This window comes from Euzebya tangerina, assembly GCF_003074135.1.
GTDB lineage: Bacteria > Actinomycetota > Nitriliruptoria > Euzebyales > Euzebyaceae > Euzebya > Euzebya tangerina.
The window spans coordinates 378,219-399,998 of the sequence record NZ_PPDK01000003.1 but is presented as its reverse complement, the minus strand read 5'-3'; the positions used below and the strand labels follow the sequence as shown (position 1 = coordinate 399,998).

General features: G+C 69.0%; 18 protein-coding genes. 8 read left to right on the top strand and 10 right to left on the bottom strand.

Translation table 11 applies throughout. The features are described 5' to 3' along the window. Positions 1-24: 24 nt before the first annotated feature. Both C1746_RS20210 and C1746_RS20205 read right to left on the bottom strand, forming a co-directional pair. The gene (locus C1746_RS20210) at positions 25-1,602 is read right to left on the bottom strand and encodes a right-handed parallel beta-helix repeat-containing protein (RefSeq protein ID WP_162868014.1); all 1,578 of its coding nucleotides are present in this window, start codon (positions 1,600-1,602) and stop codon (positions 25-27) included. Positions 1,603-1,755: 153 nt separating this feature from the next. Continuing rightward, positions 1,756-4,167: a cell wall-binding repeat-containing protein gene (locus tag C1746_RS20205; RefSeq protein WP_162868013.1), complete on the bottom strand. Its 2,412-nt coding sequence runs from the start codon at positions 4,165-4,167 to the stop codon at positions 1,756-1,758. A 181-nt stretch (positions 4,168-4,348) separates the two neighbouring features. On the opposite strand from C1746_RS20205, the gene C1746_RS20200 reads away from it, so the two are divergent. Together C1746_RS20200 and C1746_RS20195 are read left to right on the top strand one after the other, a co-directional pair. Continuing rightward, positions 4,349-5,902: an oligosaccharide flippase family protein gene (locus C1746_RS20200; protein ID WP_162868012.1), complete on the top strand. Its 1,554-nt coding sequence runs from the start codon at positions 4,349-4,351 to the stop codon at positions 5,900-5,902. A gap of 20 nt (positions 5,903-5,922) precedes the next feature. After that, entirely contained in the window at positions 5,923-6,813 is an 891-nt protein-coding gene (locus C1746_RS20195; RefSeq protein WP_116716557.1) for a glycosyltransferase family 2 protein, read from the top strand. On the opposite strand, the gene C1746_RS20190 is transcribed toward C1746_RS20195, so the two are convergent. From C1746_RS20190 to C1746_RS20180, 3 genes are all read right to left on the bottom strand, one after another. Next, entirely contained in the window at positions 6,810-7,988 is a 1,179-nt protein-coding gene (locus tag C1746_RS20190) for a glycosyltransferase (RefSeq protein ID WP_116716556.1), read from the bottom strand. The genes C1746_RS20195 and C1746_RS20190 overlap by 4 nt on opposite strands. Further along, on the bottom strand, positions 7,946-8,917 hold the full coding sequence (locus tag C1746_RS20185; protein WP_116716555.1) for a GDP-L-fucose synthase family protein: 972 nt from the start codon (positions 8,915-8,917) through the stop codon (positions 7,946-7,948). Before C1746_RS20185 ends, C1746_RS20190 begins: the two co-directional genes overlap by 43 nt. A 93-nt stretch (positions 8,918-9,010) precedes the next feature. Continuing rightward, the gene (locus C1746_RS20180) at positions 9,011-9,637 is read right to left on the bottom strand and encodes a class I SAM-dependent methyltransferase (RefSeq protein WP_205712018.1); all 627 of its coding nucleotides are present in this window, start codon (positions 9,635-9,637) and stop codon (positions 9,011-9,013) included. 54 nt (positions 9,638-9,691) lie between these two features. On the opposite strand from C1746_RS20180, the gene C1746_RS20175 reads away from it, so the two are divergent. Beyond that, complete coding sequence (locus tag C1746_RS20175; protein ID WP_116716554.1) at positions 9,692-10,114, top strand: SCP2 sterol-binding domain-containing protein; 423 nt, start codon at positions 9,692-9,694, stop codon at positions 10,112-10,114. Between the two features lie 89 nt (positions 10,115-10,203). On the opposite strand, the gene C1746_RS20170 is transcribed toward C1746_RS20175, so the two are convergent. Continuing rightward, entirely contained in the window at positions 10,204-10,758 is a 555-nt protein-coding gene (locus C1746_RS20170) for a TetR/AcrR family transcriptional regulator (protein WP_116716553.1), read from the bottom strand. 114 nt (positions 10,759-10,872) lie between these two features. Here C1746_RS20170 and cysC point away from each other — a divergent pair, with 114 nt between their 5' ends. The 4 genes from cysC to fahA all read left to right on the top strand — a co-directional run bounded on the left by cysC (position 10,873) and on the right by fahA (position 15,761). After that, entirely contained in the window at positions 10,873-12,276 is a 1,404-nt protein-coding gene (cysC, locus tag C1746_RS20165; RefSeq protein ID WP_205712017.1) for an adenylyl-sulfate kinase, read from the top strand. 146 nt (positions 12,277-12,422) lie between these two features. Continuing rightward, positions 12,423-12,911, top strand: a complete 489-nt coding sequence (locus C1746_RS20160; RefSeq protein WP_116716552.1) for a hypothetical protein — start codon at positions 12,423-12,425, stop codon at positions 12,909-12,911. Positions 12,912-12,981: 70 nt separating this feature from the next. Beyond that, entirely contained in the window at positions 12,982-14,523 is a 1,542-nt protein-coding gene (guaA, locus tag C1746_RS20155; protein ID WP_116716551.1) for a glutamine-hydrolyzing GMP synthase, read from the top strand. Beyond that, a complete protein-coding gene (fahA, locus tag C1746_RS20150; protein ID WP_116716550.1) occupies positions 14,514-15,761 on the top strand; it encodes a fumarylacetoacetase in 1,248 nt (415 codons plus the stop codon). Before guaA ends, fahA begins: the two co-directional genes overlap by 10 nt. 28 nt (positions 15,762-15,789) lie before the next feature. Here the strand turns inward: fahA and C1746_RS20145 are convergent, their stop codons facing one another. Further along, entirely contained in the window at positions 15,790-16,260 is a 471-nt protein-coding gene (locus tag C1746_RS20145) for a DUF6069 family protein (RefSeq protein WP_116716549.1), read from the bottom strand. Between the two features lie 121 nt (positions 16,261-16,381). On the opposite strand from C1746_RS20145, the gene pcrA reads away from it, so the two are divergent. Beyond that, entirely contained in the window at positions 16,382-18,631 is a 2,250-nt protein-coding gene (pcrA, locus tag C1746_RS20140) for a DNA helicase PcrA (protein WP_116716548.1), read from the top strand. Positions 18,632-18,716: 85 nt separating this feature from the next. Here the strand turns inward: pcrA and C1746_RS20135 are convergent, their stop codons facing one another. The 3 genes from C1746_RS20135 to C1746_RS20125 form a co-directional block, all read right to left on the bottom strand. Next, positions 18,717-19,757, bottom strand: coding sequence for a hypothetical protein (locus C1746_RS20135; protein WP_116716547.1), 1,041 nt, complete (start codon positions 19,755-19,757; stop codon positions 18,717-18,719). A gap of 172 nt (positions 19,758-19,929) precedes the next feature. Next, entirely contained in the window at positions 19,930-20,883 is a 954-nt protein-coding gene (locus C1746_RS20130) for an esterase/lipase family protein (RefSeq protein ID WP_116716546.1), read from the bottom strand. A 183-nt stretch (positions 20,884-21,066) separates the two neighbouring features. Then, positions 21,067-21,687, bottom strand: coding sequence for a hypothetical protein (locus C1746_RS20125; RefSeq protein ID WP_116716545.1), 621 nt, complete (start codon positions 21,685-21,687; stop codon positions 21,067-21,069). Positions 21,688-21,780: the final 93 nt, after the last annotated feature.

Here is a 21,780-nt window from a genome sequence, read left to right as displayed (position 1 = left end):
TCCTCGGCGTGACAGGCATGGCCCTCACCGGACGATCGTGTCGCTCGAGACCTCTGACCACCGCACGTCGTCGACGATGCCCTCCGCGGTGGCGAAGACCAGCGTGTGCGGACCATCCAGGACAACGGTGTTGTCGGCAAACGTCAGACCCGACAGGGGGGCGGGGGAGTGACCGCCGGGCCGGCTGTCCTTGGCGCCGTAGGCACCGGCTTCCCAGCTCGTGTTGATGGTGATGTGGTTGTCCCGCACGGTGACGTCGGACAGGCCGTGCTCCTCGCCGGTGTCGACCAGGGTCAGCTCGTGCCGGCCGCCGCCCGAGATCGTGTTGGTGTGGACCTCGACGTTGGTGGAGTTCACGATCTGGATGTTGCCGAAGGACTCGGTCACGTCGCCGGAGGTGTGGTTGTCCACGACGACGTTGTCGTGGATCTCGGCGTCGAAGGAGATCTCGTAGAGGATGCCGGTCTGGCCGGAGCGCTCGACCCGGTTGTGGGCGATCGTGGCGTTGCGGTTGAAGCCGTCGAACCACAGACCCTTCGAGGCGTTGTCGTGCACCCAGTTGTGGGTCACCACGGCGTCGTGGGTGAACAGGACCTTCATGCCGCCGGCCTCGAAGCCGGGCTGGACGCCGAGCCAGGCGTTGTGGCTGATCTCGTTGCCGGTCGCGACGAAGGAGGTGTTGTCGGCCTGGCCGCCGATCCCGATGTGGCCGTTGTCGGTGATGAGGGAGTTGGTGATGGTGGTGTTCTGGCCGATGCGGATGCCGTAGCCGTGGCTGCCAGCCACGACCACGCCGTCGATCGTCCAGCGGTTGCCGCCGTAGGCATCGATGGTGCCGTGCTGGGCGGGGGTGGCGTAGTTGCGCAGCGTGATCCCGGCGATGGTCACATCCTCGGCACCCCAGCCGGCGAAGGCGAAGTCGGCCGTGGCGAAGGCCAGTTCGGTGTAGTCGCCGGCCGTGGTCAGGGCGTCCGTCTCACCGTTGTAGTGGAACGAGCCGGGCGCGACGTCCTCTGGCGCGTTGACGTGGCGCAGGCGCTGCCCATCGGCGAACAGCATCTCGGAGCGGAAGACCTCCTGCTCGTGGCCACAGATGGCCATGCCGCCCTCGAACCACGGGGCACATGAGGGCCCGGTGATGGCCGTCGCGGCGTCGGACTCGACCCCTTGGTACTGGCGCAGACCGTTGCCGGCCTCGGCGTAGCGTGTGGTGTTGAGCGGGACGGCAGCGTCGAGGACGGCACCCGGCTCACCCAGGTAGGTGTCGCCGGTGCGGACGTTGATCTCAACGGCCCGGTGCACTCCCGAGGTGAACACGAAGGTGCTGCCGGCCGGTGTGGCCGCGACGATTGCGGCGGCCGAGTCCTGCGGGGTGATCGCAATCGCGTCGGCGGGGATGTCGACGACCGCGGGCGCAGCCACGGGCACCGGCGGTACCGCCTCGGCTTGGCGGGGGGTCGGGTTGGCGGGTGGGTTGGCGGGGCGCGCAGGAGCAGCGTCCTCTCGCCCGTCGTGTGGAGCGGCGCTCACGGGCAGTTCGCCGCGGACGAAGTGGCCCTGCGCAGCAGCCGGCGTGCTGGTCAGGAGGGCGGCCAGAGCCACGAGCGCAACTACAGTGAGCGCGGCGGGCGTACGGGCGGTGAGGTGCATGCCCTGGGGTATCGGGCAGGACCCCCACAATCTTGACTACTAAATGCTACATTTCGGGCCGATAGCTGACCGTATGTAGTGTGACGGTCAGTTCGCCGTGCCCACTCAGCGGCGTAGCTCCACGACCTCGTTCGGGTGGACCGCCAGCCAGTCGTCCAGCGTGACGAGCTGGGTCTCCCAGGCGAACGGGCGCTCCGGCAGCTCCAGGATGCGAAGTCGGTTGTTCTCGAAGACGAGACCCTGCAGCGGCACGGACTGGTCGGCGCGGAGATCCTTGACGCCGTACGTTCCCTCGTTCCACGTCGTCTCGAACGTGATGTCGTTGTCGTAGACCCGGATGTTCTCCACGCCCGGGTAGAGGTCGGTGTGGTAGATCGTGAACTCCTGGCGGTTGCCGCCGCTGAGAGTGTTCTCGTAGACGTCGACGTCGACGGCATTGACGAGTTGCAGGTTGCCGTAGGAGTCCGAGATGTCGTCGGTCGTGTGGTTGTCGATCAGGGTGTTGCCACGGACCTCGCCACCGAAGGACAACTCGTAGAGGATGCCGGTCTGGCCCTGCCGCTCGACCAAGTTGTTGTTGATGGTCACGTCCCGGCACAGTCCGTCCACCCACAACCCCTTGGCATCGTTGTCGTGGACGTAGTTGTTGGTCATCCACACGCCGTGGGCGTGCGTGACCTTCACGCCGCCGACCTCGTAGTTCCGCTGGAAGCCGAGCGCACCGTTAAACGCGACCTCGTTGTTCTCGATCCGCACGGAGCTCTCACGGGCGCTGCCGCCGGCTCCCAGCTGGCCATTGTCCAGCAGGCGGGAGTCTCGAATGATGGTGTCCACGCCGATGCGGATGCCGTAGCCGTGGCCCTGTGACACCTCGACGTTCTCGATGATCCAGTTCCGGGTGTCCAACGCATCGATGACGCCCGTGCGCGCCGCGGAGCCGTACCGCCGGATGGTCAGTCCCGAGATCATGACGTCCTCGGTCTCGAAGCCGGCGAAGGCGGTCGAGATCTCACTCATCCGGACCACTTCGTCGGCTGGGTTGTCGTACATCCAGACGCGGCCGCCCTGCACGTCGTAGAACCAGGTCCCTGATCGCTCAACCCCGTCCAGTGAGTTGACGTGCCGCAGACGGCTGCTGCCCTGGAAGAGCTGTTCGCTGCGATAGATCTCCGCCTCGTGGCCGCACAGGGCGAACTGCTCCTCGTTGTCGAGCCACGACTCGCAGCCATACTCACCGGCGGTGGGAAGGTCGATGTCGATGCCGTCGAGCACCCACAATCCCCGCTCCTGACGCCACGCCGACGCCGGCAGCTCCCGCGACCCGTCGAGGATGGCGCCGGGCAGGCCCAGGTAGGTGTCCCCGGTCCTGACCACCAACTCCACATCTCGGTGCGTACCCGGGGTGAAGGCGAAGGTCGTGCCGGGCTCAGAGCGGTCCACGACGGCCTGCGGGTCGTCACCGGGCTGCAGCAGCACCGCGTCGTCGGGGACAACCATCCCATCGAGGAGAGCGCGGATCGTTTCGAGCAGTCCATCGTCCAACGCGCTGCCGGCCAGACGGATCGCCCGGATCCGGTCGCGGTTGTCGACGATGAACTGCCGGACCGGCTGATTGGAGAAGTTGGGCGAGTCGGTGAGGAACATCACCCCGCCCAGGTGCGCTGCGGCCGGGCCCGCGATCAGGGGGTCGGCGAAGTTCCCACCACTGGCCACCCACAGCTCACCGGGCTTGGCGCCCTCCTCCAGCAGCGCTGCGGTGACCGCGGCCGAGGTCTCGTAGCGGTTGCTGCCGGCCAAGCGGTCGACGAAGACCCCGAGCGCCTGCACCTCCTCAGCCACGCCCTGGCTGATCGCCGCCGTGCCACCGATGATCGTGATGCGCTCGTACCCGAGTTCGCGGATGACCTCGGCGGTCTCGACCGGCAGCCGGTCGGGGGCCGTGAGCAGCGTGGCCCGACCGGTGAAGCCGGCCAGGCTGGACACGCCGACCGCGTCGGCCCAGGCTCGCGTCGGCTCGGGGTTGCTGCCCAGGGCCAGGTAGGCGTGCAGATCCTCCGACTTCCGGGAGTTCAAGGTCCGAGCAACCGCGGCGGCAGTCGCGAACCGGTTGGCGCCTTCGGCGCGGGAGACGTCGGCCACGCCGGCGTTGCGGATGGCTTGACCGGCCTCGTCGGAGATCGCGTTCGAGCCGCCCAGCAAGATCACCCGTTCTGCGCCCAAGCGGACGATCTCGTCCAGCGTCTGCTGCGGCATGCGATCTCGGTTGGAGAACAGCAGTGGTGCGTTGTCGGTCTCAGCGAGACCGGCGGCGCTCAGGGCGTCAGCGAAGTCCTCGACGCTGGCGACGAGAACGGCGTCCGCGCCACCTGAGAAGGCGATCTTGGAGGCCTCGACGGCCGTCACGATCGGGTCAGCGTTCCCCACGCGGCTGACCAGCTCGAGCGGCTTGGCGTCGACGTCCTCCTGAGCCTGTGCGGGTGCCGCCTGCAGCAGCGACGCGAGGAGCAAAAATGCCATGGCGAAATAGGAGCTCGTTCGACGAACGGTCATCGGGTGTCATCCAGGGGAGGGGGCCAGGGGTAACTGCAATAGAGTAGTTGGGTGCCAGCCCATCCCGGTGGACCTAGGGTTGCCCCATTTGACAGGTGGCAGCGATTGACGGACCGGTATCGGTCGTGTCACGCAGAGTGGGTCGGGCGTGGCTGAGGAGGCGGAGACGAGCCTCGGCAAGCAGACCCTCGCCGGTCTGAAGTGGGTCTACATCGGCACCGCGAGCGGTCTGATCCTCCAGATCCTCTACACCTCGGTGATGAACCGGCTGTTGACGCCGGTCGAGTTCGGACTCGTTGCCAGCGCCCAGGTGGTGTTGCGCTTCGGCAAGTACGCGTCCGAGTTGGGGCTCGGACCTGCCCTGGTCCAGCGCCCCACGTTGTCGAGTGGGGACATACGGGCCGCCGTGACCTCCTCGACCCTGCTCGGCCTCGCCCTCGCCGCCGGGATGGCGGTCTGTGCCCCGCTCCTGGAGGTCTTCTTCGACAGCCCCGACGTCGTTCCCGTGTTCCGAGCGCTCTCGTTGACGCTGCTGCTCAACACGATGACGATCGTGCCGAAGTCGCTGCTCAGCCGGGCACTGCGGTTCAAGGCGCTGGCGCTGGCCGAGTTGATGTCGTTCGTCCTGGGATATCTGGGTCTCGGTCTCGGCTTCGGGTATGCGGGTGCGGGCGTCTGGAGCCTGGTGGCTGCGGCCATCGGGCAGTTGGTCATCATGGTCGCGGCCGCGTACGCGCTGACCCGGCATCCACTTCGCCCCTCCTTCGCCTTCGGCGCGGTGTCCTCGCTGTACACCTTCGGCGGCAAGGTCTCGGTCATCACCCTGATGGAGTACGGGCTGGCCGTCTCGCCGGCCGCCATCGTCGGCCGCTACAGCGGCATCGCGCCCCTCGGCCAGTTCAACCGCGCCACGCTGGTGGTCGAGTTGCCCCTGGTCAACTTCTCGCATGGGCTGTCCAAGGTGCTCTTCCCGGCGCTCAGTCGGATCCAGGACGACCGGGTCAAGGTGCGCGAGGCGTACCTCTCGGCGATGCGGACCAGTGGGGCCGTGATCGTGCCGGTGGCCGTCGGAGCGGCCGTAGCAGCACCTGAGCTGGTCGAGCTGCTGCTGGGACCGCAGTGGGACGTCGCCGCCTCCCTGGTGCCTGCGCTCTCGGCGGCTGCTGCGTTCGCGTTCATGTCGCACTACGGCGGTGTCGTGTGCGAGGCCCTGGACGTCCTGAACACGAAGCTGGTGCTGACCGCCGTGATGCTCGGGTCGCTGGTCGGCGGCCTGCTGGTGGTGCCGGACGGTGAGCTGATGGGGTACGCGCTGGTCCTCGTGGCGGTCCAGGCCGCCGGCACCCTCGCCTACGCGCTGCTGATGTCCCGTGAGCTGTCGATCACCGCGGCCGAGCAGGTAGGGGTGTACGTCCCGGCGGTGATCAGCGGCGGGTTGGTCGGTGGGTCGATCTGGCTCGTGACCCAGGTGGGGACCGCTGTCTCGCCGCCGCTCGTCGTCCTTGTGGGCCTGCAGATCATCACCGGGGCGGCGGTGCTGTGCGTGCTGGCCTGGTACGGGCCGCTCCGGCCGATGCGGCTGGATGTCCTGGACCGGATCGAGCGCGCGGGGTACACGGCTGATCAGTCCCGCGCCGTTGGCATGCTGATGGCCTTGCTGCGGATTGGCGGGGTTCCGGCCACGGTCGAGTCGCACGGCTGAGCGAGTACGGTGACCGCCAGATGAGGTCTGGTTCTGCTGACGTCGCCCCCGAGTTGCGTCGGTCCCCTGTCCGCGTCACCGCGGTGCTCACCGTGCACAACCGCAAGCCCCTCACGGTGCGGTGCTTGGACGCCCTGGCTGCGCAGCGGCTGGAGGGTGCGGTACTGGACGTCGTGCTCTTCGACGACGGGTCGACGGACGGAACGTCGGAGGCGGTGCTCGCCCAGCATCCGGGGACCACAGTGCTCCGCGGTGATGGCTCGTTCTTCTGGAACGGCGGCATGCGGGTGGCGCTTGCGCACGCGATGGCCGCTCGACCGGACTTCCTGCTGTGGATGAACGACGACACCGTCGTTGAACCGGATGCGGTCGCTCGCCTGCTGGCCGTCCACCGGTCGCTCAGCAAGCGCGGACAGCCCGGCCTGGTCAGCGCCACGGTGGTCGACCCGGACACCGGCGAGGTGAACTACACCGGTCGGCGGCAGGATCGCTGGCGACCGATGGCGTTCCACCCCGTCGTGGCCGACGCTCGGCCAGAGCCGGCCGACACGATGAACGGCAACTGCGTCCTGGTGCCACGAGTGGTGTTCGAGGCCGTCGGCAATCTCGAGCGGACGTTCCAGCACTCCATGGGTGACTACGACTACGGACTACGGGCGAGGCGGGCTGGCTTCGGTGTCTGGGTCGCCCCGGGTGTCCTCGGCACCTGCCCGAGCAACCCCGGGTTCGTCCCCTCCAAGGACGAAGATGTCCGAGCCGCGTTCGGCCGCCTCCGCGACACCAAGCACCTGCCACCGGGGGAGTGGCTGACGTTCGTCAGGCGGTGGGGTGGGCCGCTCTGGCCCCTGTTCTGGGCGTTCCCGTACCTCCGTCGCCTAGGCTGGATCGTGCGGAGTCGGATCGGTGGCTAACCCTCAGCCGGGCCGCTCGCCGCGCGGAGCAGCGCAGCGGCCGTCGCCGCGGGCGTCAGACTCCCGATGCGGCGCAGGGCAGCCCGCCCCAGTTCGTCGGGGTCGGACTCCCGGACCACCTCACCCAGACGAGCGGCGAATGCGGTGCTGTTCGTCGGGTCGACCAGGACGCCGTCCACGCCGTCGGTCAGGATCTCAGACACTCCGGCGTGGATCGAGCAGATGACCGGCGTGCCCACGGCCATGGCCTCGGCAGCGACCATCCCCCAGGTGTCCTCGAGGGTCGGGAAGGCCAAGAAGTCGGCCGCCGCAAGATGTGCACCCAGGTCGGGGTAGGCGACCCAGCCCAGCCAGCTGACCCGGCCGGCGACACCCAGTCGCTCCGCCGTCGCGCGAAGGGCCGGCTCCTCCTCGCCGGTGCCGATCACGGCCAGGGACCAGGGGGTGCTGTCGCCCAGCGCTGCCAGGGCCCGCAGCAACGGGTCGATGCCCTTGCGCGTCTCCAGCCGGCCGACGACAAGCAGCCGGGGCGCCGGTAGGTCCGCGATCGCCGGTGCGCGGTCCGCGCCAGCCGTCAGTGCAGCGACCGAGGGCACGAGCAGCGGGTGGACGTCGACGGTGTCACCGGGGGCACCGAGGTGGTCCACCAGATAGTCGCGCGAGCGATGGTTGCTGGTGATGAGACGGTCTGCCAGTCGTGCCATCACCGCACGGATCCGTGTGCGCAGGGCGGAGTCGCGGTGGTCGACGCCGGGTGAGCTGCCCTCCCACATCAGCACCACCCGCCAGCGGAGGAATGGCTTCAGCAGCAGAGCGAGAACGGTCCACAGGCTGAACCCCATCGTGTACACCGCAGCCGGTCGCAGGCGCAGCAGCGGCACCACGACCCGGACGGGCAGGACCATCACCCCCCCGCCGTAGGCCTTCGCGTCGGCATCGGTGCTGATCCGACGGGCCGTCCCGACGATCGTGACGAGGTCGGCCGTCGGGTCCTGCTGCCAGTTCGGCCAGCCGTGCGCCGTCAGGAGTCGGGCCTCTCCGCTCATCCGGTCCAGCTCGCGGATCACCGGTCCCCAGTACGCACCCAGCTCGACGGAGGGGAGCAGGACGGCGACCGGGCCGTCGAGACGGGTCACGCCGGCGTCTGCACGACGTCCCGCTGATGGGCGCGCCACCAGGCGATGGTCGCGGCGATCCCCTCGTCGAGTGGGATCTCGCTCTCGAAGCCGAATCGCTCCTTGGCGCGCCGCGTGTCCAGCTTTCGTCGTGGTTGGCCGTCGGGCTTGGAGGTGTCCCACTCGATCTCGCCATCGAAGCCCGTGAGATCCTTGATCGTCTCGACCAGCTCCCGGATCGTCACCTCTTGACCGGCGCCGATGTTGACCGGGTCGGGGTCGTGGTAGGCCTCGGTGGCCATGACGATCCCGCGGGCGGCATCGTCGACGTGGAGGAACTCGCGACTGGCCGATCCGGTGCCCCACACCTCGGCGGCGGTCGCCCCCGAGTCCTTCGCGGCCACGAACTTGCGGATCAGCGCCGGGATGACGTGGGAGGAGTGGAGATCGAAGTTGTCGCCCGGGCCGTAGAGGTTGACGGGCAGCAGGTAGATGCCATCCATGCAGTACTGGTCGCGGTAGGCCTGCAACATCACCAGCAGCGCCTTCTTGGCGACCCCGTAGGGCGCGTTGGTCTCCTCCGGGTAGCCATCCCAGAGGTCGTCCTCCACGAACGGGACCGGGGTGTGCTTGGGGTAGGCACAGACGGTGCCGACCTGCACGAAGCGGTTGACACCGGATGCTCGGCACGCCTCGATCAGGTGCATCCCCATGGCCATGTTGGCGTAGAAGTATCGGCCGGGGTTGTCCCGGTTGGCGCCGATCCCGCCGACCTCGGCCGCCAGGTGCAGGACAGCATCCGGGGCCGTCTGTGCGATGTAGCGCTCGGTCGCGTCCTGACGGGTGAGATCGACGTCGGCTCGTCGCGGTACCAGCGCCGTCACGCCCCGATGCTCCAGCCGCTCGACGACCTTGCGTCCCAGGAAGCCGGCACCGCCGGTCACCACGATCCGCTGTCCGTCCAGCGGGCGGTCCTCGGGTTGGGGCACGTCGGGTCCTTGGTGGGGCGGGGTGACGGACGGCCCTCGAGCGTACCCTCCGGCTGTGCGTCCGATCGGTCGCGACGGGGGGCGCGTCCTCCCTTACTCGACCCGGCGGAACAGGTAGGCGAAGGGAGACCTCGTGTAGGCGACGCCGCGACCCCGCTCGCGGAGCCACGCGGGCGTCAGGTCCTGCGCCGTCTTCTGGACGAGGTAGGCGTCCAGGTTCCGCGCGCTGACGGCGTACTCACCTCCGCGTGAGCGAACCACCGCCTGCAGCTCGTAGCGCGGGTCGATCGAGGCCATCGCGACGTCGCCGTGGCTCGGGTTGACCAGCAGATGGCCGCCCGGACGGAGGAACCGGGTGCAGGGGTCGGAGATGAACCCGGCGTAGAGGGAGATCAGCAGATCGAACTCGCCGTCGGCCAGGTCCAGATCAAGGTGGTAGTCGGCCTGCAGGAACCGAACCTGGCGAGCGGCCGGGTCGGCACCGTGTTCGGTGAGCAACTCGTGGACGCCGTCGACGTCGTCGAAGAACTGCTTGGCCCGTCGGTCCACGTCGACGTAGGTCACCGCCGGCCAGACGAACGATGGGGCTATGTCCACGAACGAGCCGGGGTACAGCACCCGGCTCGCGTCGATCGCCCGGGCGACGGCTGCGAACAGACGGTGCCGGTCGCCGAGGTGTCGGTTCTGCAGGTCCCACAACCGTCGTGTTCGATCCAGCACTTCAGGCCTCCTTCCTCGAGATCGTGTCGGACCCGGACTCTGTACGGTAGGGACATGAGCTCCACCTCAGGGGCAGGCGCGCCCTTTCCCAGCCTGGAGTGGATGCAGGCCTACGCCGACGAGGTCGGCAGACACCCTCGTGCCGACCAGATCGCCGCCGATCTCCAGGGGCGGTATCGCTTCATCATCGACCCGGGTGGCGGGTTTCGGCGTCGCGAGGCCTACGACTTCGTCGTCGCCGAGGGGAGCTTCGACGCCGTCACCGCCACCGACAAGCCGGCGATGATGGTGGTCACCGCGTCCTACCCCCGCTGGAAGAAGCTGCTGACCGGGCAGTCCAACGTGATGCTGTCGCTGCTGATGCGCCAGATCACCGTCGAGGGAGACATGGGCGAAATCACAGGTCTCATCAGCGACACCCGACCGCTGCTGGACTGCCTCTCACGAGTCAGGACCCACTTCCCGCACGCAGCCTGACTCTGCTGACCGCCTGACTCTGCTGACCGCCTGACTCTGCTGCCCGCCTCACTCCTGAGGGACCTCAGACCGCGCCCCACCACTCCAGCTCAGCCCGGGCTCAGGCCGGAGGTCAGCAGGTGGGCCAGGTCGGCCGCGACCTCCTCAGCGGGTCGATCGGGAGGGTGCAGGGCGTAGGAGAGCAGGATTCGAGCCACGACGTCGGCGGCCGCGTCGGCCCGACCCTCGTCGGCGACGTGGCTGCGCACGATGTCCCGGACGGCTCGTGTGGCCACGTCGAGGACGGGTGCCGTGCCGCTGATCAGGAACGGCAGCACGGCGGCCGGCTCCCGGTGCAGCAGGTGGTGCAGCAGTGGATGTCCAGCTGCCCACTCGAGCAGCGTGGCAGCGGTCGCCTGCAGCACCTGTCCCACCGACGTGGCCGTAGCCGTGGCGGCCGCGATCTGGTCGAGGAGCTGTTCCTCCTCGCGTAGCACGGTGGCTCGGATGAGGCCATCCCGGTTGGAGAAGTGCCGGTACACCGTCTGACGGGAGACGTCGGCGGCGGCCGCAACCTGTTCCAGTGTGAGACCAGACAGGCCGACCTCGCCGAGCACGTCGAACGCGGCGTCCAGAATTCGGCGGTGGGTGGTGTCTGCAGTCACGTCGCGGCGGCAGGATACGTCGCGCAGCCACTACGGTGTGGCGGCGATGAGTGATCAGGAATCCCACGGCCCGACAATCGTGCGGCTCGACCGCCGCCACGGCGGGAGTGACCGATGACCGCGCCCGCCGCCACGTGGCCGGACGTTGTCCTCTCCGCCACTGAGATCGCCTCCCTGGAGCTCTTGGCCCGGGGGCTTCTGGCGCCGCTCGAGACCTTCATGGGTCAGGTCGAGGTCGAGGCAACCCAAGCGGGCGACCCGCTGCCTGACGGATCGCTCGTGCCCGTGCCGGTTGTCCTGGCCTCCCGCGGCCACGAGGTGGGGACGACCGTCGCCTTGCGGACGCCCGAAGGTGACCTCTTGGCGGGGCTGACGATCACGGAGGTGTTCGAGGCTGCGGTCGCCGAGGCGGCAGAGGTCGAGGCGGCGGCGTCCGGGGACGGGGGCCTCCAACAGTTGGCCTCGGGTCCCCTCATCGCCCCCGTGGTGCCGACGCACTACGACCTGACCGAGCACCGCCTGCAGGAGGAGTTGCCGGTCGACGACGAACTGGCCGTCGTCATCGCCGATCGGCCGCTGGACACCGCCCAGCTCCGGTCGCTCACCCACCCCTGGCACGCCCTCGTCGGTGACCGTCTCGGCGGTCCGGATCAGGTCTCGACCGCGACGCTGGTGCGCAGCCTCGAGGCAGCCGGTGCCGCCTCGGTGACCGTGATCCCGCAGCCGCCCGGAGACCGGGTCGCACCCTGGGCTGCCGTGCTCTCGGCCAACCTCGGGCGGAGCCTGACCACGGCCCGCCCGACAGGTGAGGCCGGGCGCATCGAGGATGCGGACCTGGCCGCACATCTGGGGCGCCGGCAGCTGCCTCGCGTCGACGCCGCGGAGACACCGCTGTGGCCACCCGCCGTCGCCGAGGTGCTGGAGCAGGAGTTCCCACCGCCCGGTCGGGTGGGCTTCACCGTCTTCTTCACCGGTCTGTCCGGATCGGGGAAGTCCACGGTTGCGGCCGCGCTGGCTGCCCGCCTCCGAGGCGCCTCCCACCGCTCCCTCACGCTGCTCGATGGTGATCTCGTGCGGCAGCACCTCTCCTCCGAACTCGGCTTCTCCCGTGAGCACCGGGACCTCAACGTCACACGCATCGGCTTCGTGGCCGCGGAGGTGACCCGTCACGGTGGCATCGCCATCTGCGCGCCGATCGCGCCGTACGCCGCGACGCGGGCGACCGTGGCCCGCATGGTGGGTGCGGTGGGCCGGTTCGTGCTGGTGCACGTGGCGACACCGCTGGCGGTCTGTGAGCAACGTGACCGCAAGGGTCTGTACGCCAAGGCACGGGCGGGGCTGATCAGCGAGTTCACCGGAATCAGCGATCCGTACGAGGTCCCGGAGGCTCCCGACGTCGTCATCGACACCTCCGCCGGAACCGTCGCGGATGCCGCCAGCACGGTTTTCGACTATCTTGTCGCCCAGCAGTTCATTGACCTTCCCCGAACGACCGAGTCAAGAAGTGCGCACATATGAATAGTCCGGCACGAGTCTGCTGCCGGACAACTGGGCTATGGCACGTCAGTTGACGGGGACCTACGGGACCACATACCGTGCCCAGTCGTGACCACGTGCCGCGGAAGGGGCAGACCTCCGTGGCTGATGTTGGAGAAGTTGTTCACATGACCACAATCATCCGTCGAGGGATCATCCTGTCCCTCTCGATCCTCGTCATGCTGACGTCCGTCGTCGGTGTCGCATCGGCCCAGGACCCCGAGTGCTACCCCGTCCCGCCCGGCGGCTGCGAAGAGCCGACCGAGGAGCCCACGCCGGAGCCGACAGCCGTCTCCTGTTCCGACATCATCGCCGCCATCGGGTCCGGCGACACCGACCTCGACCAGAACGGTGATGGCGCCATCGACGCCGCGGACCTCCCCGCCGTCTGCACTTGCGCCGAGATCGAGGCGGCCGTTGCCGCTGGTGATCTGGACGAGAGCGCCTTACCAGCCGACTGCGTCGAACCGCAGAGTGACTCCCAGACCAACGAGCCGGAGCCGGAGACGTTGGCTGCCACTGGGATCGACTCCGGTCCCCTGGCGCTGCTGGCCCTCGCCGGTCTGTTCGGCGGTGTCCTGTTGGTCGCCGTGAACCGCAAGTCGGTCAAGGCCTAGCACCCCACCAGTACATCCAGCACGCCCCGGCCCTCGGCCGGGGCGCCTGTCATTCCCAGGAGATCGCCTCATGACCACCCATGACACGGTGCTCGTCCTCGACTTCGGCGCCCAGTACGCCCAGGTCATCGCGCGCCGTGTCCGTGAGGCAGGGGTGTACTCCGAGATCGTCCCGCACGACATCTCCGCCGCCGAGATCGCCGAACGGGCGCCGGCGGCCGTCGTGCTGTCCGGTGGCCCGAAGTCGGTGCACGTCCCCGACGCCCCGATGATCGACCCCGCCATCCTGGACCTGGACGTGCCCACGCTGGGCATCTGCTATGGCCACCAGGTGATCGCCCAGACCATGGGGGGCCGGGTGGCCAGGACCGATGCGCCGGAGTTCGGCCGGACCGAGTTCGTGACGGAGGACGGGTCGACCCTGCTGGCAGGACAGCCCGATCAGCAGATCGTGTGGATGTCCCACAACGACGCGGTCGTGGTGGCCCCGGACGGTTTCCGGGTCATCGGTCGCACCGCTGACGGGCAGCAGATCGCCGCCATGGAAGATCCCACCCGTCGGATGTTCAGCGTCCAGTACCACCCGGAGGTGACGCACACCCCGGAGGGGCAGCGGGTCTTCGATGCGTTCCTGGCTGCCGCCGGCGCGACCCGCGACTGGACGGCCAGCAACGTGGTGACCGAGTCCGTGGAGGCCATCCGGGCCCAGGTCGGCGAGACCGCGGAGGTGCTCTGCGGGCTCTCCGGTGGCGTCGACTCGGCGGTGGCTGCGGCGCTGGTCAACAAGGCCATCGGTGACCGCCTGACGTGTGTGTTCGTCGATCATGGCCTGCTCCGTCAGGGTGAGGCCGAGCAGGTCCAGCTGGCCTTCGGTGACCACTTCGACACCAAGCTCGTGACCGTCGATGCACGCGAGCGGTTTCTCGATGCCCTGGCGGGTGTGACCGAGCCGGAGGAGAAGCGCAGGATCATCGGTCGTGAGTTCATCCGGGTGTTCGAGGAGGCTGCCCGAGCGCACGCCGGTGACGCCAAGTACCTGGTGCAGGGAACCCTCTACCCGGACCTGATCGAGTCGGGGCACGGCACGGCGGCGACGATCAAGAGCCACCACAACGTCGGTGGCCTGCCCGACGACCTCCAGTTCGAGTTGGTGGAGCCGCTGCGCTGGCTGTTCAAGGACGAGGTCCGGGCGGTGGGTACCGAGCTGGGATTGCCGTCGGCGATGGTGTGGCGGCAGCCGTTCCCCGGCCCGGGCCTCGGCGTCCGGATCATCGGGGACATCACCGCCGAGCGGCTGGACCTGCTGCGCGCGGCGGATGCGATCGTGCTGGCGGAGCTGAAGGCGGCGGGGCTCGACCGCGAGATCTGGCAGTCCTTCGCGGTGCTGCCGACCATCCGGTCCGTCGGCGTCCAGGGTGACGAGCGGACCTACGGCCACCCGATCATCATCCGGGCCGTGACGAGCGAGGACGCGATGACGGCCGACTTCGCCCGGATCCCCTACGACGTGCTCGAGCGGATCGCCGGCCGGGTGATCAACGAGGTGCCGGGCATCAACCGAGTGGCCTACGACGTCACCTCCAAGCCGCCGGGGACCATCGAGTGGGAGTAGCTGCCTCCTGGGTGGAGGGTGCCGAGGGCTCGGGCTTCGACCTCGCCCACCTGCCGTACGGGGTGGTGCTGGTCGACGGCCGCCCGACGCCAGCCGTCCGGATCGGCGATCAGGCCCTGGACCTGCGAGCCTGCCATGAGGCCGGGATGTTGCCGGAGGGGGCGTGGACCACCGTGGGTTTCCTCGACCAGTTCGTGGCCGGCGGTGGCGACCTCTGGGCGCGAACCCGGGCGACGGTGACCCAGATCCTCACCGCTGCTCGACCTGCGGACCTGCCCCCCATGGCGGTCGTGGCACTCCGGGACCTTCCGCCGCCCCTGCTGCCGTTCACCGTGGCCGACTACGTCGACTTCTACTCCTCCATCCACCACGCGACCAACGTGGGCCGGATCTTCCGACCGGACGCCGACCCACTCCTGCCGAACTGGCGACACCTGCCGGTGGGCTATCACGGACGGTCCGCCACGGTGGTCGTCGACGGGACCGATGTGGTCAGACCCGCTGGTCAGCTCGGCCTGGGGGACGACGGGACGGTCCGGGTCGGCCCTAGCGAGCGGCTCGACATCGAACTCGAGCTCGGCTTCGTGGTCGGCGGCACGCCGAACCCGGCAGGGGTCCCGCTGACGATGGACGAGGCACGCCAGCGCCTCTTCGGCGTTGTGTTGCTCAACGACTGGTCAGCGCGCGACATCCAGGCCTGGGAGTATCGCCCGCTCGGGCCGTTCCTCGGGAAGTCGTTCCAGACGTCGATCGGGGCCTGGATCACGCCGCTGGCGGCGCTGGCTGAAGCTGCCGTCGAGCCACCGAGCCAGGACCCGCCAGTTGCGCCTCACCTCCGGGGCGACCGGCGAGGTGGTCTGGACCTGAACCTGTGGGTCGAGCTGCAGCCAGCCGGCTCGCCCGAGGCTGCGACCGTGTCACGCGTCAACGCCGCAGATCTCTACTGGACCGCCACGCAACAACTCGTGCACCTGGCGTCCAACGGGGCTGTCGTCCGCTCCGGGGAGTTGTTCGGATCAGGCACGATCTCCGGGCCGGATCGGGGAACCGAGGGGTCGCTGCTCGAGCTCACGGTCGGTGGGTCCCAGCCGCTCGACCTCGCGGGTCATCAGCGGACCTATCTGGAGGACGGCGACACCGTGACCTTGCGGGGTACCGCGCCGACTGCCGGTGGCGGCCGACTCACGCTGGCATCGGTCACCGGAACGGTGCGGCCGGCACCCGTCCTCTCGGGCTGAGCTGGCGTCAGGCGTTAGGCGTCTGGCGTCAGGTGTCGCGGTGGAGCGGCTCGGCCGCCTGACCGTTGAACAGGGTCGGGATCAGCACGACGGCAACGCCGAGGTGGAGGACGAACAGCGCCCATTTGCCCTCGACTGGCACGTCGAGCGGCAGGATCGGTGCCAGGGAGAGCACGAACACCGCAAACGCGGCGAAGGTCCAGATCCGGCGACCCTGCTCCGGACCCAGGAAGCGCTCGAGGGCCATGACGCTGAGCCAGCCGGCCAGTGCCACCACGAGCGTGACGACCGTCGTCTGGAGGAGGGGCAGGCTGACCAACGTCGTGGAGCCCGGTGACTCGGGGACCTGCACGTCGATCCCGAACGGTCCGACCAGGATGACGTGGAGGGTGGCCGCGACCGCAGGTGCCAGCAGCACCCCCGCCAGCCGGTACCCGATGGCGGCCGGTGGCGGCGGGACAAGGTCTTCCTGGGTCTGAACGGGACTGGCGCCGGCCATCGGGTACTCGTCTCTCGTCGGGCGTCGCGGGCGGCTGTCTGCTGGATGGCGACGCGGTATCGGGTCAGGACCGCCCGCAGGGTACCGCGTGTCTCACCCACCCATAGACTGCGGGGGCACTGTGACTGTTGTCTCCCTCCCGCTCGATGGCCTCAACCCGCAGCAGCACGAGGCAGTGGTCCATGACGACGGGCCGCTGCTCGTGGTGGCCGGCGCCGGCTCGGGCAAGACCCGGGTGCTGACCCACCGCATCGCCCGGCTGATCGCCGACGGGGTCCACCCCTACGAGATCCTCGCGATCACCTTCACCAACAAGGCCGCCGGGGAGATGAAGGACCGCGTCGGACGCCTGGTCGGCGACGACCTGGTGGGCATCCGCCGCGACGAGGCGGGGCAGCCGATGCGCACCCGCTGGGGCGGGATGTGGGTGCAGACGTTCCACTCGGCCTGCGCGCGGCTGCTGCGCGCTGAAGCCCCGCGTCTGGGGTATCAGAAGCACTTCAGCATCTACGACACCGGCGACTCGGGTCGTGTCATCCGCGACGTGATCCGGGACCTCGGCCTCGACACCAAGAAGATCCCGATCCGCGCCGCCCACCACGAGATCTCGCGGGCCAAGAACGAACTGCTGGACTTCGAGAGCTACGCCGAGGCGGCGAGTGGCTGGTGGGAGTCCCAGGTCGCCGACATCTACAAGGCGTACGCCGCGAAGCTGCACGCCGCCTCCGCCATGGACTTCGACGACCTGCTGGTCAAGACCGTCGAGATCTTCATGCTCTTCCCGGACGTTTTGGAGCGCTACCAGCGCCAGTTCGCCCACGTCCTGGTCGACGAGTGGCAGGACACCAACCGAGCGCAGTACGAGATGGTGAGGATGCTGGCGGCCGAGCATCGCAACGTCTGTGTCGTGGGCGACTCCGACCAGTCCATCTACGCCTTCCGCGGCGCCGACATCCGCAACCTGCTGGACTTCGAGAGCGACTTCCCGGACGCCACGCGGATCGTGCTGGACCGCAACTACCGGTCGACCCAGACGATCCTGGATGCCGCCAACGCGGTGATCTCCCACAACACCCAGCGCATGGCGAAGGACCTCTGGACCGACCTCGGCGCCGGCGAGCAGGTCGTGCGCTACACCGCCGAGAACGAGCACGACGAGGCCGCCTTCGTCATCGAGGAGATCCGGCGCCTCGAGTCCGAGCACGGCATCTCACCCGGGGACTGCGCGATCTTCTACCGCACCAACGCCCAGTCGCGGGTGCTCGAAGAGGTCCTGCTCCGCCTGGAGATGAACTACCAGGTCATCGGCTCGACCCGCTTCTACGACCGCAAGGAGGTCAAGGACGCCCTGGCGTACCTGACCGTCCTGGTCAACCCCGACGACGACGTCGCCGTCGGACGGATCCTCAACGTCCCACGCCGCGGCATCGGGGACAAGAGCGCCGGTGCGCTGGCCCAGTTCGCTGCACGGGAGCGAGTGTCCCTGCTCGAGGCAGCCCGGCAGGTCGGACGGATCACCTCGCTGACCTCCCGATCACAGGGGTCCATCGAGGGGTTCGTCGGTCTGATGGACCGACTGCGGACGGCGTGGATCGAGGAGGAGCTGTCCCCCCGAGAGGTCCTGGCCCGGGTGCTGGACGACTCCGGATACCGTGCCGAGTTGGAAGCCGATCGAAGTCCCGAGTCCGAAGGCCGCCTCGAGAACCTGGCAGAGCTGGAAGGCGTCGCGGAGGACTACGCCGCCCTGGTCGGAGAGGACACGCCCGGCGTCGGACTGCTGGCCGAGTTCCTGGAGCGGGTGCAGCTGACCAACGAGCAGGACGCCCTGAGCGACACCGGGGCCCCGGTCACCCTGATGACGCTGCACAACGCCAAGGGCCTCGAGTACCCAGTGGTCTTCCTGGTGGGGATGGAGGAGGGGATCTTCCCGCACAGCCGCACCCTCTCCGAGCCCGCGGAGATCGAGGAGGAGCGGCGGCTCTGCTACGTCGGGATGACCCGGGCGGAGCGGCGGCTGTACCTGGCGTCGGCGTGGAGCCGGACCCTCTTCGGCGGCACCCAGTCGAACCCGCCCAGCCGGTTCCTGGGTGAGGTGCCGCCCGAGATGATCGACGACCGCTCAGCGGACCGTGGCGGACCGTCCCGCCGGGCCCTGGCCACCGCAGGGGTGCGGACCCAGTACCGGCGCCGGTCCGAGCCCGATGAGGATGAGGACTTCAAGGCCGGCGACCGGGTGCTGCACACCCGCTTCGGCGAGGGTCGGATCCTGGAGATGACCGGCAGCCCGGGGGAGGAGGAGGCCGTCATCGACTTCGACGATCTCGGCCCGAAACGGCTGGTCTTGGCCTACGCCCCGCTGATTCGGGCCTGATCCCTGTCCCGGCTGCGTGTCCCCTCTGTCTGCTTACCGGGATCATGGGGACACGCAGACCTGCGGAGGCCCGTTGGTCTTCCGCTCAGGCGGCCGCGTCGCGCCGTCGCAGCGACACGATCCGATCCAAGTCGGTGGCAACCGATGCCTCGAAGTCGGTGAGGCTCTCGTCCAGCAGTTCGGTCGGATATCTCGAGGTGATCCAGTCGATCCCCGTAAGGCCTTGGTCGCGCCGTCGATCCCGCCGCTGAACGGCCAGGAAGCTGTGGTGTGGCCCGTCGATCTCGATGTCCCAGCGGAGGGACTCGATGGCGATGTCGGCCTCAGCGACGATGCGGCCATCTTTCCGGATGGGCACCGGCCTGGATGACGCGACCAGGCCACGCGCGGCGGCAACTCGCTGGACGACCTGGCGCGCCCGTGCCTCGGTCCGCGAGTGGGAGAAGCCGGGTGACAGCAACTCCGCCGTTCGCCGCAGGGCCCTCGGAACGCGGCGGGGCAGACCATCAAGGACGGGCTCGTCGACGGTGGCGAGGAACTCGGCCACGGCGAACACGCGGGTACGGTCGAGGAACACTGCGAAGTCGTGAAGAGTCTTGGCGACGCCGCCGCTCTTGCGGCCGATCCAGGCCGCGTCCCAGAGCACACGCGCTGGCGGAGCACACGGCAGGCCATCACGGAGGACGTGATCCGGGAACAGCCGCGTGCGTGTGACGTGGATACCAGAACGGGCGTTGCGCGTGTCCTGCGGCAGGAGGAGCTGTGGGCGAGCGGGAGGTGGCCGCTCGAACCCGTACAGCTTGGCCGCTGACCAAGCCGTCACCAGCGCGTGCGGGCTGAGCGTGAGACCGAGGGGTGGGTTCAGCTGGCCGGAGACCTGCGCCGACTCGACCGTCTTCCGAGCCCGCGGGGCTGCTGTGGAGAGCAGCGCTGCCCAGAGGTCACCGGTCCAGCTGCTTGGGACGCCGGGGAGCCGGTACACGCCCTCGTGGACGACGCTCCAACCGCGGCGACGGCGCTGCTCATGAACCCACTGGTTGGGGATCCCGATGACGCGGCACTGCCACGCGGCGACATGTCCACCCTGCGACGCCGCGAGCTGGGCGAGGCGCTCGTATCGATCCATGCCCGCAGGGTGCCAATCAGGACGCGATGGTCGAGCAGAATGCTGCCGTCCCTGTGGATATGTCGCCGTCCCTGTGGATATGTGTCCGTCCAACGGCCGACTCGGCGGTCCCGGAACGTGTCCGTTCAGTCCGGCTATCCGGATCAGGGGGACACGCAGCGAGGGAGACGACTCAGCCGTCGGCCGTGAGCGCCGGGACGACTCGGAGCCCGGACGGCGGGTGCGCCTCCGCCGAGGCGGCCTCGGCCATGGACGGCGGCAGTGCGGGAGGTCGGTTGAGCGTGCGGTCGGACAGGTGGGTCACCACCGCGCGCATCACCTCGCCCGACAGCAGCAGCGAGAGATGGCCGAGGTCGGAGACTCGGACGTTGTGGGCTCGAAGCGCGGGGTGGACCAGCTTGGCGTTCGCCGCGGGCAGGATCAGCAGGTCCATGTCGGAGTAGATCGCAACCCACCGCACCGCGCTCGGTCGTGCCGTCTCCTGCAGTTGCCGGAGGAAACCACTTCCCGGTCGCATCTGCGGTGCGGCCGCCCCGGGCCCGAGGTAGGCGGCGTAGGTGCCGCGGTGTGGGGTGCCGAGCGTGATGACGGTGTCGATCCGCTCATGCCCACCGAGCTGCTGGATGTAGTACCGCGTCACCAGCCCGCCGAGCGAGTGGCCCACGATCATCGCCTGCTCGGCGCCGGTGATCGACAGCACCCGCTCGACCTCGGCGGCCAACATCCCGGCGATCTCCGGGATGTCGTAGACCAGTGGGTTGTAGTCGAAGGCGTGGATGTGCCGGAATCCGTGACGACGGAGCACACGGCTGGTTCCGAGGAACGCACTGCGATTGTGGACCCAGCCATGGACCAGGATCACGGGGATGGCCGCGGTCTCGCTGTCGGCTACGAGGTCGGTCAGGTCGAGCTCGTCCGCCGCCTCCTCCTCGAGCATCGCGGTCGATCGGCGGTTGGCGTCCCGGGCGATCCCGAACGGGTAGGCGGCGGCGTGGACGGCGGTCAGCGCCACCTCCCTGGCGGTGCCGATGTAGGTCCCGGGCCGCAGGAGGCTCCGAACGGCGATGCTGGCCTGGCGGCGCAGCAACGCTCGGTCGTCGTACTCCATCTCGGCACTGAGGGTCACGCGGAGAGCACTCCTGGTCGGTGAGGCAGTTCGTCTGTACCCAGCATCAAGCCTATCGACCGTTCAAATCAAAACACTTGAGTGAATTGGCTCGGAGTGACTACTCCGCCGGCACACCGTGGCGCTGCCCACCGCCCGGGTGCTGGGACCGGTGAGCGGTCCCGGCGGGACCCATTCGTGTCCTCAGCAGCCCAGTTGCTCCTGACCCACGTTCGGCGGCAGCGGCTCGGCCGGCTCCTCGATGTTGACGAACAGCCGGTCCTCGAATGCCGAGACCGCAACGGGTCGCAGGGATGAGCCTTCGCCGACGACCAGCCGGCCCTGCACGGTCCAGGCCCGTTCGCCGTCCTCGATTCGTCGTGAGGCGGGACAGAACGCCGCCCCCTCCGATGCGTCCAGGAACGCCAGCAGGCTGCCGGTGCCGCGCACCACGAGCACCTCGGCTGCTCCGGCGTCAAGGAACGCGCTGCCGGCCGCCGGGACGGCGTCGATGGCGCCGACGTCGACGAACGGCGCCTCGGGCTCACCGCCGGAGGACAGCACCAGGGGCAGGGTGATCGCCACGATCGCGAGGCCGGCGACGACGGCGGCGATGGGCCATCCCACCCCCATCTGTTCCCGGAGCACGATCTTTCGCGCCCGCGCCGCCGCCCGCGGTGGGAGGTACCCGCCCGGTCCGTACTCTGCCTCCCCGATTGCGTCTGCCTCCCGGGCTTCGTCCCCCTTCCCAGCTGCGTCTGCTTCCCCGGCAGCGTGTGCGTCCGGTCCTGCGTCTGTCCCCTCCGGTGGGTCCACGGTCGCCATCCCCGCCAATGCTGCCCAGGCACCGGGGATCGCGCACCTCGATTGGGTTAGCGCCCCCAGCTGTGGGCTAGGCTCCCGGCGAGGGTCCTCCAG

Coding starts and splice junctions, on each gene's coding strand:
- C1746_RS20205 (WP_162868013.1), bottom strand. CDS start 4,167: ATGGCATTTTTGCTCCTCGCGTCGCTGCTGCAGGCGGCACCCGCACAG.
- C1746_RS20195 (WP_116716557.1), top strand. CDS start 5,923: ATGAGGTCTGGTTCTGCTGACGTCGCCCCCGAGTTGCGTCGGTCCCCT.
- C1746_RS20175 (WP_116716554.1), top strand. CDS start 9,692: ATGAGCTCCACCTCAGGGGCAGGCGCGCCCTTTCCCAGCCTGGAGTGG.
- cysC (WP_205712017.1), top strand. CDS start 10,873: ATGACCGCGCCCGCCGCCACGTGGCCGGACGTTGTCCTCTCCGCCACT.
- C1746_RS20160 (WP_116716552.1), top strand. CDS start 12,423: ATGACCACAATCATCCGTCGAGGGATCATCCTGTCCCTCTCGATCCTC.
- guaA (WP_116716551.1), top strand. CDS start 12,982: ATGACCACCCATGACACGGTGCTCGTCCTCGACTTCGGCGCCCAGTAC.
- C1746_RS20145 (WP_116716549.1), bottom strand. CDS start 16,260: ATGGCCGGCGCCAGTCCCGTTCAGACCCAGGAAGACCTTGTCCCGCCG.
- C1746_RS20135 (WP_116716547.1), bottom strand. CDS start 19,757: ATGGATCGATACGAGCGCCTCGCCCAGCTCGCGGCGTCGCAGGGTGGA.
- C1746_RS20125 (WP_116716545.1), bottom strand. CDS start 21,687: ATGGCGACCGTGGACCCACCGGAGGGGACAGACGCAGGACCGGACGCA.